At 69.1% G+C, this 13,625-nt stretch carries 13 protein-coding genes; 5 read left to right on the top strand and 8 right to left on the bottom strand.

Annotation, left to right across the window (positions count from 1 at the left end; genetic code table 11):
* Window positions 1–131: 131 nt before the first annotated feature.
* Entirely contained in the window at window positions 132–1,106 is a 975-nt protein-coding gene (locus CFREN_RS06390) for a siderophore ABC transporter substrate-binding protein (RefSeq protein ID WP_209654676.1), read from the bottom strand.
* Between the two features lie 242 nt (window positions 1,107–1,348).
* Here CFREN_RS06390 and CFREN_RS06385 point away from each other — a divergent pair, with 242 nt between their 5' ends.
* Window positions 1,349–2,599, top strand: coding sequence for an HRDC domain-containing protein (locus tag CFREN_RS06385; RefSeq protein ID WP_209653061.1), 1,251 nt, complete (start codon window positions 1,349–1,351; stop codon window positions 2,597–2,599).
* Here the strand turns inward: CFREN_RS06385 and dxs are convergent.
* The 4 genes from dxs to dut form a co-directional block, all read right to left on the bottom strand.
* Window positions 2,596–4,485 carry a 1-deoxy-D-xylulose-5-phosphate synthase gene (gene dxs, locus CFREN_RS06380; RefSeq protein WP_209653063.1) on the bottom strand — a complete coding sequence of 630 codons (1,890 nt, stop codon included), beginning with the start codon at window positions 4,483–4,485 and terminating at the stop codon, window positions 2,596–2,598. The genes CFREN_RS06385 and dxs overlap by 4 nt on opposite strands.
* Window positions 4,486–4,626: 141 nt before the next feature.
* The gene (locus CFREN_RS06375) at window positions 4,627–5,835 is read right to left on the bottom strand and encodes a class I SAM-dependent RNA methyltransferase (protein WP_209653065.1); all 1,209 of its coding nucleotides are present in this window, start codon (window positions 5,833–5,835) and stop codon (window positions 4,627–4,629) included.
* A gap of 64 nt (window positions 5,836–5,899) precedes the next feature.
* Complete coding sequence (locus tag CFREN_RS06370) at window positions 5,900–6,661, bottom strand: DUF3710 domain-containing protein (protein ID WP_209653067.1); 762 nt, start codon at window positions 6,659–6,661, stop codon at window positions 5,900–5,902.
* A 171-nt stretch (window positions 6,662–6,832) separates the two neighbouring features.
* A complete protein-coding gene (dut, locus tag CFREN_RS06365) occupies window positions 6,833–7,282 on the bottom strand; it encodes a dUTP diphosphatase (RefSeq protein WP_224372111.1) in 450 nt (149 codons plus the stop codon).
* A 143-nt stretch (window positions 7,283–7,425) separates the two neighbouring features.
* Here dut and CFREN_RS06360 point away from each other — a divergent pair, with 143 nt between their 5' ends.
* Window positions 7,426–7,944, top strand: coding sequence for a DUF3093 domain-containing protein (locus CFREN_RS06360; protein WP_425321488.1), 519 nt, complete (start codon window positions 7,426–7,428; stop codon window positions 7,942–7,944).
* 133 nt (window positions 7,945–8,077) lie between these two features.
* Here CFREN_RS06360 and CFREN_RS06355 read toward each other — a convergent pair whose 3' ends face one another.
* Window positions 8,078–8,374 carry a DUF4193 domain-containing protein gene (locus CFREN_RS06355; protein ID WP_070519970.1) on the bottom strand — a complete coding sequence of 99 codons (297 nt, stop codon included), beginning with the start codon at window positions 8,372–8,374 and terminating at the stop codon, window positions 8,078–8,080.
* A 168-nt stretch (window positions 8,375–8,542) separates the two neighbouring features.
* Between CFREN_RS06355 and cei the strand changes: the two genes are divergently transcribed.
* Window positions 8,543–9,136: an envelope integrity protein Cei gene (cei, locus tag CFREN_RS06350; protein ID WP_168161363.1), complete on the top strand. Its 594-nt coding sequence runs from the start codon at window positions 8,543–8,545 to the stop codon at window positions 9,134–9,136.
* Here the strand turns inward: cei and CFREN_RS06345 are convergent.
* Window positions 9,117–10,013 (bottom strand): inositol monophosphatase family protein, encoded by an 897-nt coding sequence (locus tag CFREN_RS06345; RefSeq protein ID WP_209653073.1) that lies wholly within the window; start codon window positions 10,011–10,013, stop codon window positions 9,117–9,119. The two genes, cei and CFREN_RS06345, sit on opposite strands and share 20 nt — an antisense overlap.
* Before the next feature lie 35 nt (window positions 10,014–10,048).
* Here CFREN_RS06345 and ppgK point away from each other — a divergent pair, with 35 nt between their 5' ends.
* Window positions 10,049–10,804, top strand: coding sequence for a polyphosphate--glucose phosphotransferase (gene ppgK, locus CFREN_RS06340; RefSeq protein WP_070519964.1), 756 nt, complete (start codon window positions 10,049–10,051; stop codon window positions 10,802–10,804).
* Window positions 10,805–11,152: 348 nt separating this feature from the next.
* Window positions 11,153–12,736: an RNA polymerase sigma factor gene (locus CFREN_RS06335; RefSeq protein ID WP_420889154.1), complete on the top strand. Its 1,584-nt coding sequence runs from the start codon at window positions 11,153–11,155 to the stop codon at window positions 12,734–12,736.
* A 129-nt stretch (window positions 12,737–12,865) separates the two neighbouring features.
* On the opposite strand, the gene CFREN_RS06330 is transcribed toward CFREN_RS06335, so the two are convergent.
* Window positions 12,866–13,465 (bottom strand): hypothetical protein, encoded by a 600-nt coding sequence (locus tag CFREN_RS06330; protein ID WP_209653075.1) that lies wholly within the window; start codon window positions 13,463–13,465, stop codon window positions 12,866–12,868.
* Window positions 13,466–13,625: the final 160 nt, after the last annotated feature.

Raw genomic sequence — 13,625 nt, 5'->3', positions numbered from 1 at the left:
CAGACTTTCTCGGATTGCTGGTGCTGCGCGGCGGGCGTCGCCGCCGGACGGACGCGGCCCCGCCATGCTTCTCGGCATGGCCGGGCCGGATTCGACCGACGGCGCGAACCCGGTGGGTCGCGCCGCTGGGGCTACTTCTTTTCCAGGGCGTCGGCCAGGGAATTGAAGAATTCGGTGTAGGTCTGAATGCCCTCGTCGATGTAGGTGAACTGCGGCATGTAGATGATGCGGTCGTTCTTGACGGCGTTGACGTTCTTCAGCGCGGCGGAGTTGGCGATCAGCTCGTTGGCCGGGGTGTACTCCTCGCCCTTGTTGGCGGCCACGGCGGCGTCGCGGTCCATGACGAGCAGGATGTCCGGGTTGGCGTCGGCGACCGCCTCGACGGAGATGTCGTCGCCCTCGTGGTCGGTGGTGGCGTTGTCGACCTCAAGGGCCGGGGTCAGGCCGAGGATGTCGAAGGCCGGGCCGACGGAACGGCCGGAACCGGGGGCGGCGTAGTTGATGTTGCCGCCGGAGGTGATGGCGCCCATGACGGTGTCGTTGGAGTCGTAGGCGGCCTTGGCGCGCTCGATGGACTTGTCGAACTCCTCGATGAGCTTGTCGGCCTCCTCCTGCTTGCCGAACAGCTCGCCGAGAGCGGTGGTCTGGCGGCGCAGTTCCTCGTCGAAGGGCTTGTCCTCGCGCGGGGTGAAGTCGACGATGGTGGCGTCCGGGGCCAGCTTGGCGAAGTCCTCGGCGTACTGCTGGAAGCGCTGGCCGTTGATGATCAGGTCCGGCTCGACGGCGACGACGGCCTCGAGGTCGGGCTCGCGGTGGTTGCCGAGGTTGACGATGGAGTCGTCCGTCTTGTAATCGAGGTTCGGCGGCATGAGGGCGACCGGCGCGGCGGCCAATTCGACGCCCCAGTCCTCGAGGGTCCGGAACACGCGGTTGTCGGTGGCGACGACGTGCTCTGCGGGGACGTTGACGGTGTGGGTGCCGAAGTTGTCCTCGATCTCCACGGTGGTGGTCTCGCCGGTGCCGGCGGCGTCGGTGTCGGTCGAGGTCGCGTCATCGGAGCAGGCGACGAGGCCGAACGTGAGGGCCGCGGCGGCGGCGACCGCCATCGTGCGGCGGCGAAGCGTCGTGATCAAGAGGGAGTCTCCTCGCTGTCGTGGGCGGTTGCGGTATCAGCCGCGGGCGCCCCGGTTCATGTGGTGGCAAATCTCCGACCCGTGGAAAGCAGCACTTCCCTTCGGGCCTTAGGACACGCTAACACAACCAACGCAGGTACTACCTAAACGTTTGCGTACGTGTCCCCGATCAGGCCGCATGACCGGCTCCACACCTGCGGGTTAAGCTCTTTCTCATGTGCTCGGCGTTGCTTTCCCCGCGTGGCGGAACCCCGGATGTTCTGGTCACCTCCGATGACATTGCGGACGCGGGAAGGCTTCTGGCGGCGGGCACCGGGCCGTTGGCCGTCGACACCGAACGCGCCTCGGCCTACCGTTACGGCGACCGCGCCTTTTTGATCCAGTTGCGTCGCGACGGCGCCGGCACGTTTCTCGTCGATCCCGAGACGGTGCCCGGCGTGATCGACGACTCCGGGCTGGCCGACCACCTCAATCCGCTCGAGTGGGTCATCCACGCCGCGGTGTCCGACTTGCCGTGCCTGGCGGATCTGGGACTGCATCCGCACGGACTCGTCGACACCGAAATCGCCGGCCGCCTGCTGGGGCTGCCGAAGGTCAACCTTGCGGCCATGACCGAAGGCCTCCTCGGCGTCACCTTGGCGAAGGGCCACGGCCGGGAGGACTGGTCGACGCGGCCCCTGCCCGCCGAGTGGCTGGATTACGCCGCATTGGACGTCGAGCTTCTGGTGGAGCTTTCCGACGCCCTGACCGCCGCATTGGCCGAACTCGACCGCCTCGAATGGTTGCGGCAGGAATCGGAGGCGGTGCGGCTCGCCCACGCCCCTGGTTCGCACGACGTGCCCGACGAGGAGAAGTGGCGCTCCATGAAGGGCGTCGGCAAGCTGCGGCGCCCGGAACAGCTCGTCGTGGGCCGGGAACTGTGGTTGGCCCGCGATCGGATGGCGCGCGAGCGCGACGTCTCCCCCGTTTCCGTGCTGCCTCACGACGTGCTGGCGTCGATCGCCGAGAAACTGCCCCGGGACGACCGGGCGCTCACTGCGATCAAGGGTTTTCCCCGCAGGCGTCGTGGTGCGGCGCAGCTATGGATGCGGGAGGTCCGCGCCGCGCTCGCCCTGCCCCGCGACACGTGGCCCGAGCGGCCCCGCCCCACCGGTCCGGCCCGGCCGCACCACCGCACGTGGGAGCAGCGTGCGCCGGAGGCCGCCGCCGTACTGGAGCGGCTGCGCGGCGGCCACGAGCTTTTGGCCGAGGATCTCGGCATCGCACCGGAGACGCTGTTCCGCCCCTCGGATGTGCGCGACGTCGCGTGGACCATGTCGGGCGCCGGCGGCGACGACGTGCCCCGCACCGACGACGAGGTGCGCGCCCTGCTCGCGGGCTTGGGCGCGCGGCCGTGGCAGGTCGACTTCATGGCCGGTCTGGTCGGCGAGGCGGTGCTGCTGCCGCGCAGGCAGCCGCTGGGCTAAGCGCGCTGCACGGCCGCCCACCAGGCCGACACGTCGTCGGCGATGGTGTCGGCGGTCAGCCCCAGTTCGTCGAGGATCTCGCCGCGGGAGGCGTGGTCCAGGAACTTCTGGGGCACGGCGACTTGGCGCGTGGGCACGTCGATGGCCGCGGCGCGCAGCGCGTCGCCGAGCAGGGACCCGACGCCGCCGTGGACGACGCCGTCTTCGACGACGACGACCATCGAGTGGTTGTCAGCCATGGCGAGCAGGTCGCCGGCCACGGGCACGATCCAGCGCGGGTCGACGACGGTGACGTCGATGGCCTCGTCTTCCAGGGTCCGGGCGGCCTCGACTGCGGCGCCGGCGAAGGACCCGACGGCCACGACGAGCACGTCGCCGCCGTCTTCGCGGGTGCGGTGCAGCACGTCGACGCCGTCGGGGGTGCGCTCGACCTGGTCGATGTCGTCGGCGATCTTGCCCTTGGGGAATCGCACGACGGTCGGGCCGTCGGTGACGGCGACGGCCTCGCGCAGCTCCTCGACCAGGCGGGCGCCGTCGCGCGGGGCGGCGACGCGGATGCCCGGGACGATGGAGGTCAGGGCCATGTCCCACACGCCGTTGTGGCTGGCGCCGTCGGAACCGGTGATGCCGGCGCGGTCGAGTACGAGGGTGACGGGCAGCTTCAGCAGCGCCACGTCCATGAGCAGCTGGTCGAAGGCGCGGTTGAGGAACGTCGAGTAGACGGCGACGACGGGGTGCATGCCGGCCAGGGCGAGGCCGGACGCGGAGGTCACGGCGTGCTGTTCGGCGATGCCGACGTCGAAGAAGCGGTCGGGGTGGGCCTTGCCGAACTTCGCCAGCCCGGTCGGCCCGGCCATGGCGGCGGTGATGGCGGCGATGTCGTCGCGTTCGTGGCCGAGGGCGACGAGTTCGTCGGCGAACACGGACGTCCAGTCGCGCACGGGCGTGGACTTGGATTCGCCGGTGACGGGGTCGATGACGCCGGTGGCGTGCATCAGGTCGTCTTCGTTGGCTTCGGCGGGCGCGAATCCGCGGCCCTTGTGGGTCTTGGCGTGGACGATGACGGGTCCGCCGAATTCGCGGGCGTGGCGCAGGGCGTTTTCCAGCGAGCGGATGTTGTGGCCGTCGACGGGGCCGATGTACTTCAGGCCGAGGTCGGAGAACATTTCGTGCGGCATGACCGTCGACTTGAGGCCTTCCTTGGCTCCGTAGACGATGCGCGCGAGGAAGTCGCCGACGGGGCCGAGCCGCTGCAGGCCGGACTTGCCCTGCCGCATGACCATGTCGTAGGCGGGCTGCAGCGCCAGTGCGGCGAGGTTTTCGGCGAGTCCGCCGATGGTCGGCGAGTAACTGCGGCCGTTGTCGTTGACGACGATGACGACGGAGCGGTCCTTGCCGGCGGCGATGTTGTTCAGCGCTTCCCAGCACATGCCGCCGGTCAGTGCGCCGTCGCCGACGACGGCGACGACGTGTCGGTGGTGTTCACCTCGGATGTCGAAGCCCTTGGCCAGGCCGTCGGCGGTGGACAGGGCGGCGGAGGCGTGGGAGGACTCGGTCCAGTCGTGGGGGCTTTCGGCGCGGCAGGGGTAGCCGGACAGGCCGTCCTTTTGCCGCAGGGTGTCGAAGTCGCCGGCGCGTCCGGTGAGCATCTTGTGCACGTAGGCCTGGTGGCCGGTGTCGAAGATGATGGGGTCGGTCGGCGAGTCGAAGACGCGGTGCAGGGCCATGGTCAGTTCGACGACGCCGAGGTTGGGGCCGAGGTGGCCGCCGGTCGCGGAGACCTTCTCCACGAGGAATTCGCGGATCTCCCGGGCCAGCTCATCGAGTTGCTCCGGGCGCAGTGCGCGCACGTCGGCCGGTGAGTTGATCGATTCGAGGAGAGCCATGAACCGGTACCCGTTCCTTTCACGTCTCGGCGGTCCGGCGCGGGTGGCCGGGCTGGTCTTTCAATAGTACGGGTGACGGCGGCGCCGGGTGACTAAGGCTTGCCTTCGCGTCGCGGTGGGTGGGGCCGTCGCTGCGTTGCTTTACGACGTCGGCGTGAGCACGGAGATGGTCTCCAGGTGGTGCGTGCCGGGGAATGCGTCGATGACGTCGAGGGCGTCGATGCGGTAGCCGTTGTCGGCCCAGGTGCGGGCGTCGCGGGCGAAGGTGGCGGGGTCGCAGCCGATGTGGAGGATCTTCCGGGGGCGGGCGGCGGCGATGGCGTCGATGGTTTTCGCGCCGGCGCCGGTGCGGGGCGGGTCGAGGACGACGAGGTCGACGGCGTGGCCGAGCTTTGCGACGACCGTCTCGACGCGGCCGGTGCGGAATTCCACGGGAAGGTCGGACAGTGCCGCGCGTCCGACGGCGGCGGAGCGTGCGAAGGATTCCACGGACGTCACCGTACCGTCGGGTCCGACGAGGTCGGCCAGCGCGATGGCCAACACGCCGACGCCGCCGTAGAGGTCCCAGGCCCGACCGCCGGGGGTCGCCGGGAGCAGTTCGCGGATGCGGGAGACGTAATGGCCGGCGGCGGCGGAGTGGGCCTGCCAGAAACCGTCGACGGGCACGTCGAATTCGCGGCCGTCGATGCGCTCGACGGCGGTGTCGGAGCCTTCCACCCGAGTCACGCGGCGTTTGCGGCCCGAGCCGATGACGTGGAGGACGTGGCGGGTGCCGTCGGCGTCGTGGACGACGTGGAGCTCTCCCCCGGCGGGCACGGCACCCGGCTCGCCGAGGCCGTAGGTGAGCCCGGCGACGTTTTGGGCGCAGTCGTGGCCGACGACCAAGTCGCGGGAGCGGCGTTTGCGCAGTCCCGCCCGGCCGTTGTCGTCGACGCCGAGCCGCACCCGCGTGCGCCACCCGGTGGCCGGGGCCAGTGCCGTGACGGTGGGCTCGGGCAATTCGTCGGCGTCGAAGCGGCCGATGCGGCGCAGGGCGTCGAGCAGCACGTCCCGCTTCAGCTCCACGGCGTGGGCCGGGTCGACGAACCCGAGGTCGCAGCATCCGGCGCCGGCGGCTGCGGCCTCGCAGACGGGGTCGATGCGGTGGGGTGACGCATCGAGGATTTCGACGGCCCGGCCCCGCCACAGTTTGGCGTCGGCGTCGTCAAGCTCGATGCGGACCCGCTCCCCCGGGATGGTGCCGCGGACCAGGATCACCCTGCCGTCGAGCAGTGCGATGGACTCGCCGCCGTGCGCCGGCCGGTCGACGACCGCCTCGACGATGGTGGGGCCGATGGCCGGGGTGCTCATGGGGTGTTCTCCTGGAAAGGGGATGGTGTGGACCGGCCGGCGCGGGCAGCCGACCGGTGCCGCCCTACTGGTTCTGCTGGTTCTGCTGACCCTGCTGCGCCTGCTGCTGGGCGGCGTAGGCCTGGCGGATCTGCTCGGCCATCTGCACCGGCAGGGTCACCGGCAGCGGCTGACCGGCGGGCATGGGATTGTTGCCGCGGCTGACGAAGCAGCGGGCCATGACGCCGCGGCCGATGTCGGCCAGCTCGTCGGCGGAGGCCACCGGGCCCGACAGCGTCAGGCGCATCATCCAGCGCGGGCCGTCGGCGCCGATGATGCGCATCTGCATCTCGTCGCGCACGCCCACGACCTCGTCGCCCCACGGGCCCTCCTCCAGGTGAACCTGCAGGCCGTCGTTGGACAGGCCCTCGGCGATCTCACGGCTGGAGGTCCCCCACAGGCCACCCGACGTCGGGGCGGCGAAGGCGACCGGGGTGATGCGGCCGGCCCTGGTGACCACGTGCAGCATCGTCGGACCCTGCGGGCCCATCTCGACCTGAATGTCGCCGGCGTGGGGCACCGCGAGCAGAACGGAACCGAGGTTGACGCTCGCCTTGGCGAAGTCGGAGAAGTCGAACTCCTCGGGCTTGGCGTCGGCGACGTCGAACGGACCGGACTCGGTGGGCAGCGCGGTGCCAGCGGCGGCCTGCTCGGTCGCGGTGGCGGCGCCAGCGCCGGCATCGATGGCGGTGTCGGCCGTCTCAGCCGCCTGGTCGGCTTCGGCGGCCCGGCCGGCGTCGGCGGCGGGGGCGGTGTCGTCGTTCTTCTTCTTGCCAAAGGGCCACATGGCCGGGGTCTCCCTCGTGTCGTCGACTGTCGCTGGCATTGATCGGGGATCAATGGCGTCTGCGTCGCCCGACGTTCATTCGTCGTTGATTCGGGCGTGTGGTGTTCAGGGTAACGGCAACCGCACCCCGGGGCGGGCGAAGTGCCCGGGATGCGCGTGTGCGGTCGGGGCTCAGGGGCGTCCCGTCGGGGCGCCGGCGACGCCGGTGGAGCCGTGGCCGCGGTCGCCGCGATCGGTGGCGTCGAGTTCGTCGACCACGACGAAGGGGCTGAGCTCGACCTTCTGTACCAGCAGCTGTGCGATGCGGTCTCCCTTGGCGATGGTGATCGGCTCGCGCGGGTCCAGGTTGATCAGGCTGACCTTAATTTCGCCCCGGTAACCGGCGTCGATGGTGCCGGGCGCGTTGACGATGGACAGTCCGGCCCGGGCGGCCAGACCCGACCGCGGGTGGACCAGGCCGACGGTGCCGGCGGGCAGTGCGATGGCGATTCCGGTGCCCACCAGCGCGCGTTCGCCGGGTTCGAGGACGAGGTCTTCGGCGGAGGCGAGGTCGACGCCGGCGTCGTCGTGGTGCGCCCGGACGGGGGCGACGGCATCCGGGGAAAGGAGTCGCACGCGCACCGGCGCCGGTTCGGCGGCGGTGGTCGCGGCGGTGGCGTCGGCGTCGGCGGGGGCGGTGTTTCGGGTCGCGTCGTCGTTCACGCACCAGACGATACGCACCGCGGCCTCCCCGGTCCCCCGCGGGGGCGGGATGGGTAGACTCGATGCCCGTGAGCACCTCAGACGACAGCACCGTGACGGCCGCCTCCGGCAACATTCTCTATCGAGAACAGTTGTGGGTGCCCTGGTGGTACTGGGCGTTGGCGGTTCCCGCCGTCGTCGTGTGCACCGCGCAGGTCGCGTTCAACCGCAGCATCATCTGGCTCATCGTCGGCGCGGTGATCATCACCCTCATCGGCGTGTGGATCCTGGTGACCCTGTCGAAGACGAAGATCACCGTCGACGTCGATTCCACCGGCGAACGGTGGCTGCACGCCGGCACGGCGGTGCTGCCGGCCTCGGTGGTGTCGAAGTCGCTGGCCGTGCCGGAATCCGCGCACCGCAACGCGCTGGGCCGTCAGCTCGACCCGGCGGCGTTTTTGGTCACGCACAGTTGGGTGCGCACGATGGTGCTGCTCGTCCTGGACGACCCGGACGATCCGACCCCGTACTGGTTGGTGTCCACCAGGCGGCCGGAGGAGCTTCTCGACGCCTTCCTGGGCGCCGACCGCCCGTCGGCCTAGCGTCACCCCGGAAGCGCCACCCTGTGTCGGTTCTCCGACCGCGACGCACGACTCGGCAAAACGCCAACGCCCCGGGCGACTCCGATTCCATTGGATCGGGTCGCCCGGGGCGTTTATTCTGGTCCGCCCGGACTCAGGCGCAATCGCGGCAGATGGGGAATCCGTCGCCCGGGTCGTGGGCCATCATGGAGCGGTGCTGCACCAGGAAGCACGACCCGCAGGTGAACTCGTCGTCCTGACGGGGCACGACGGAAATCTCCAGCTCCTCGCCGGAAAGGTCGGCGCCGGGGAGCTCGTAGGGCTCAACGATCTCGCCGTCGTCGTCATCGGCGATGCGATTGTTCTCGCTGGCGGCCTGCAGCCCCTCGAGCGAATCGGTGGCGATGTCCTCTTCTTCGCGCGTCCGGGGCGAATCGTAATCGACAGCCATCTGTCGGCCCTCCTCCGTCGGGTCGCGGCGCAGCGTGTCGTGCGCCGTATTCCCCGCGGATACTAGGTCAACTCTAAGAATCTGTCATATCCGCAGATCACCAGGTGTTTTGAGCGGGCAATCCAGCATCTGAACGGTGTCGACGCCGCCCCGACTAACATGGTGCGCATGTCGCACCGTCTGCCGAGCCCTCCCCCGCGCCGAAAAGGCCTGCCGTACGGGATCATCGTCGGCGTCGTCGCGGTGCTCGCCGTGGTCGCGTGGTCGGTGGCGTTCACCCGTCCGGTGAAGGTCACCAACGTCGCGTGCCATCACCCCGATGCGGGGGCGGTAGTGTCGTCGACGGACCTGCTCGGCGAGGCGCCGGCGGCCCCCGGCGACATTCCGGTGCGGGTGTTCAACGCCAATGGCGAGTCGGGGCAGGCCACGACGGTGTCGGAGGGGCTGGCCGGGTTGGGCTTCACGGCGGCCGAAGGCGGGGTCGGCAATGATCCCTTGACCCCGAACCTAGATTTGGATTGTTATGGCCAACTGCGCTTCGGCGCGGGCTTCGCGGCCCACGGGGCGACGTTGCATGCGGTGTTCCCATGCCTGGAGCTCGTCCACGACGCCCGCGAGGACGGGTCGGTCGACGTGGCGTTGGGCACGGGTTTCCGGGGGCTGGACGATTCCGGCCCGGTTCGTGCGGCGATGGAGACCCTTCGGTCCGGCGAGGACGTCGATGCCGCGACGCTGCAGTCGCTCAGCGGCCGAGCGTGTTGATCGACTCCAGCGCACCCCGCGACTGAAGCGCCGCGAAGAATTCCTCCGCCACGGTCGGTGCGGCCGCGGCGACCAGTTCGCCGTCGGCGGATCCCGCCTCCGTGGCCGGGCGCTTTACGACGGCGCCGGCCTCCTCGGCGATCAGCGCCCCGGCGGCCCAATCCCACAGGTTGAGGCCATGCTCGTAGTAGCAGTCCACCGCACCGGCGGCCAGCAGGCACAGGTCCAGGGCGGCTGAACCGATGCGGCGGATGTCGCGGACGTCGGCAAGCAAATCGGCGACGAGGCCACCCTGCGCGGCCCTGCGCTGCGCCGCGTACGCGAAGCCGGTGGCGACGAGGCTGACGCCGAGGTCCGTCGGGGCGGAACAGGACAGCGGCTCCTCGCGCCCGGACGCGTCGCGCATGACCGCTCCCCCTCCCTTTGCGGCATGGAAGATGCGGCTTCCCGCCACGTCGGCCACGGCGCCGGCGACGATGCGGCCGTCCTTCTCGCAGGCGATGCTCACGCCGTAGGCGGGGATGCCGTAGAGGAAATTGACGGTGCCGTCGATGGGGTCGACGATCCACCGCACGCCCTCGGCACGGGCTCCGGCGCCGCCGGCCTCCTCGCCGAAAACGACGTCGCCGGGGCGCAGCGACGCGACGAGACGGCGGATGAGGTCCTCGGATTCCCGGTCGACGACCGTGACCGGATCGACGCGGCTGGACTTGACGTCGGTCCCCTCGGCCCGACCACCGCCGACGCCCAATTCCCGTCGCCGAACCCGGATGTGGTCGGCTGCCGCCGAGGCCAACAGTACGGCCATGGCCCGCAGATCGGCCGGAGCGTCGGCGTAGTCGGAGGTGTGGGCGGCTTCGGGGTCGTTGACGGTCATGGGCCCATTGTGCTCGTTTTCGTACAATCGGTCATATGGCAGACAACATCGGTTTTGGCGTGGACGTGGGCGGTTCCGGCATCAAGGGAGGTGTCGTCGACCTGGACACGGGCGAGCTGGTCGGCGATCGGATCAAGATCTTCACCCCGAAGCCGGCGACTCCGGATGCGGTGGCGGAAACCGTCGCGGAGATCGTGCGCATCGCCGGGTGGGAGGGCCCGGTGGGTGTGACGTTGCCGTCGGTGGTGCGGGACCAGACGGCGCTGTTGGCGGCGAACATCGACAAGTCGTGGGTGGACACGGATTGCCGCGAGTTGTTCGCCGAGCACCTGCCCGACAATCCGGCGCACGTGCTCAACGACGCCGATGCCGCGGGTCTTGCGGAGGTTCGCTTCGGCAACGAGGAGGCCCGGCGGGGGTCGGTGATTTTGCTGACCTTCGGCACCGGCATCGGTTCGGCGTTGCTTCACGACGGCCTGCTGTACCCCAATTCCGAGTTGGGCCACCTGTACATCGGCGACACCGAAGCCGAGCACATGGCATCGGCGGCGGTGAAGGAGCGCGAGGAACTCAGCTACAAGAAGTGGACCAAGCGCGTGTCCAAGGTGCTGCGGACCTACGAGGCGTTGTTCTGGCCGAATCTTTTCGTCGTCGGCGGCGGAATCAGCCGAAAGCACGAGAAGTGGGTGCCGCTGCTGGAGTGCCGCACCCCGGTGGTTCCCGCGAAGTTGCACAACAACGCCGGTATCGCAGGTGCCGCGTTGGCGGCGGCCACCGGACTGCTGCCGTAATAGTTTCGGGGCTCGTCTCCCCTCGTTGAGGCGGGTCCCGATGACCGATTCATGCATTGCCAAGGCAACCCCGCACGGGGGGACGCCGAGGTGATCGTCCCCATTGGGTTACACTGGGGAGTTGATTCACGGACGGTTGAACATGACTAAGGCGGGGCGGCAGGGCCGGCACCCGCGATACGGCAACCGAGATTCGTGGCACGAAACATCGACATTGCAGACATTTGTCCGGCGGTGGCGCTCATCGGGCGCCCCGTCCCCCGGTGACCGGGTCAGGGATCATCGGGGCCGCGCACCGGTTCAGTCCGGCTCGCCGGCGGCAATCGACATCATCGTGAAAGGGCTTTCGTGACAGCCAAAGAATCCGAGCAGCCGAACGGCCAGGGCACTGCGGGCGGCTCCGCCGACTCGCCCGCCCCGGCCAAGAAGGCCGTGAAGAAGGCGATCAAGAAGGCCGTGAAGAAGACGGCGGCCAAGAAGACCGCCGCGAAGAAGAGCGCGGTCAAAAAGACGGCGGTGAAGAAGACCGCCGCGAAGAAGGCGGCTCCGGCCACTGCGGCGACTGCCGCCACGGAGGCGTCGTCAAGCGAGGCGGAGACCACCGCAACCGCGGCACCGGCCAAGAAGGGGGCGAAGAAGGCGCCCGCCAAGAAGACGACGGCGAAGAAGACCACGAAGAAGGCCGCGGCGAAGAAGACGGCCGCCAAGAAGACCACGGCGAAGAAGGCCACCGCGCGCAAGACCGCGGCGAAGAAGACGGCGGCGAAAAAGACCGCAGCCAAGGCCACCAGCGCGGCCGCGAAGGACAAGTTGGCCGCCGAAGCCCTCGAGGACGAAGAGCTCGAGGAGGACGACTCCGACCTGTCGATCGACGGCGAGTTCGACCCCGAGCTCGACGAGGGCGACGACTCGGACGACGACACCGAGGAAGAGTCGGACACCGTCGACGAGGTGTGGAACGAAGACGAGTCCGCCGCGCTGCGCCAGGCCCGCAAGGACGCCGAGCTGACCGCATCGGCCGACTCGGTGCGCGCGTACCTGAAGCAGATCGGCAAGGTCGCGCTGCTGACGGCGGAGGAAGAAGTCTCGCTGGCCAAGCGCATCGAGGCCGGCCTGTACGCCCAGTACAAGATCGACCAGGCCAAGGAGTCCGGCGAACGCCTCGCCCATGTTCTGCGCCGCGATCTGCGGGAGATTTCCCGCGATGGCCAGCGCGCCAAGAACCACCTGTTGGAGGCGAACCTGCGTCTGGTGGTGTCGCTGGCCAAGCGGTACACCGGCCGCGGCATGGCGTTCCTGGACCTCATCCAGGAAGGCAACCTCGGTCTGATCCGCGCGGTGGAGAAGTTCGACTACTCCAAGGGCTACAAGTTCTCCACCTACGCCACGTGGTGGATTCGCCAGGCGATCACCCGCGCGATGGCCGACCAGGCGCGCACCATTCGCATTCCGGTCCACATGGTGGAGGTCATCAACAAGCTCGGCCGCATCCAACGCGAGCTGCTGCAGGACCTTGGCCGCGAGCCCACCCCGGAGGAACTGGCCAAGGAGATGGACATCACCGAGGAGAAGGTCCTCGAGATCCAGCAGTACGCCCGTGAGCCGATTTCCCTGGACCAGACCATCGGCGACGAAGGCGACAGCCAGCTCGGTGACTTCATCGAGGACTCCGAGGCGGTCATCGCCGTCGACGCGGTGAGCTTCACCCTCCTGCAGGATCAGCTCGGCGACGTGCTGGAGACCCTGTCGGAGCGCGAAGCCGGCGTGGTGCGCCTGCGTTTCGGCCTGACCGACGGCATGCCGCGCACCCTCGACGAAATCGGCCAGGTCTACGGCGTCACCCGTGAGCGTATCCGTCAGATCGAGTCGAAGACGATGTCGAAGCTGCGCCACCCGTCGCGTTCGCAGGTGCTGCGCGACTACCTGGAATAGGGCGGCACTCCCCTGCACGAAGCAACATCGCGCCCATCACCGGATGGTGATGGGCGCGATGTTTTTGCGTCGCGGTGCGGCCACTGATCCCGCCGCAATGCGGCGGTTGGCTCAACCGCAGTGCGGCCGTTAGTTGGCGAACTTGCGAACCGCGATCAGGGCGGCGCCGAGCATGGCGATCAGGCCACCGCCCAGCAGGAACATCCAGGCCTCAACACCGGTCTGGGCCAGACCGGACGGAGCGTCGGCAGCCTTGTTGATCTCGGCGGGAGCCGGCTTGGTCTCGTCGGCAGCCTTGCCGTCGGCCTCCGGCTTCTCCGGAGCCGGGGTCTCCTCCTCGGCCGGAGCCTCGGGGGCCTCCGGAGCCGGGACCTCGGGGACCTCGGGGGTCGGCAGCTCAATGCCCGGGGTATCCAGGCCGGACGAACCGAGAGCAGACGAACCCAGGGCGGACGAGCCCGCAGCAGACCCGGCAGCGGAGGAGCCGACGGCCGACGATCCCAAAGCAGAGGAGCCCAGCGCCGACGAGCCGAGCGCGGAAGAGCCGAGAGACGACGAACCAGAAGAGGATGCAGACGAACCCAGCGCGGCCGAACCGGCCACGACGCCACCGATGATGATGGGCAGACGTCGGGAGTCACTTACCGCCGACGCCTCCGAGGGCGCCATCGCCAGCAGCATCGACGCCGCAACACCTGCGGCAAGAGCCCGGCGGCCAAACTTTTTCATGTTGAATTCCTTTCAGAGGTCAATTCCCAATGGACTCGGTAAAATTACCACACAGACCTTTTATAAAAGGATTATGTGATGATTACCACACCTTAACGGGGGTATCACGTAACCATAACGGGGGCATTAAGTGGGTGAGGCGAACCACTAGCGCACCCTA

This window comes from Corynebacterium freneyi, assembly GCF_030408835.1.
Lineage (GTDB): Bacteria > Actinomycetota > Actinomycetes > Mycobacteriales > Mycobacteriaceae > Corynebacterium > Corynebacterium freneyi.
The sequence above is the reverse complement of the archived record's forward strand: the minus strand, read 5'-3'. Positions and strand labels throughout refer to the sequence as shown.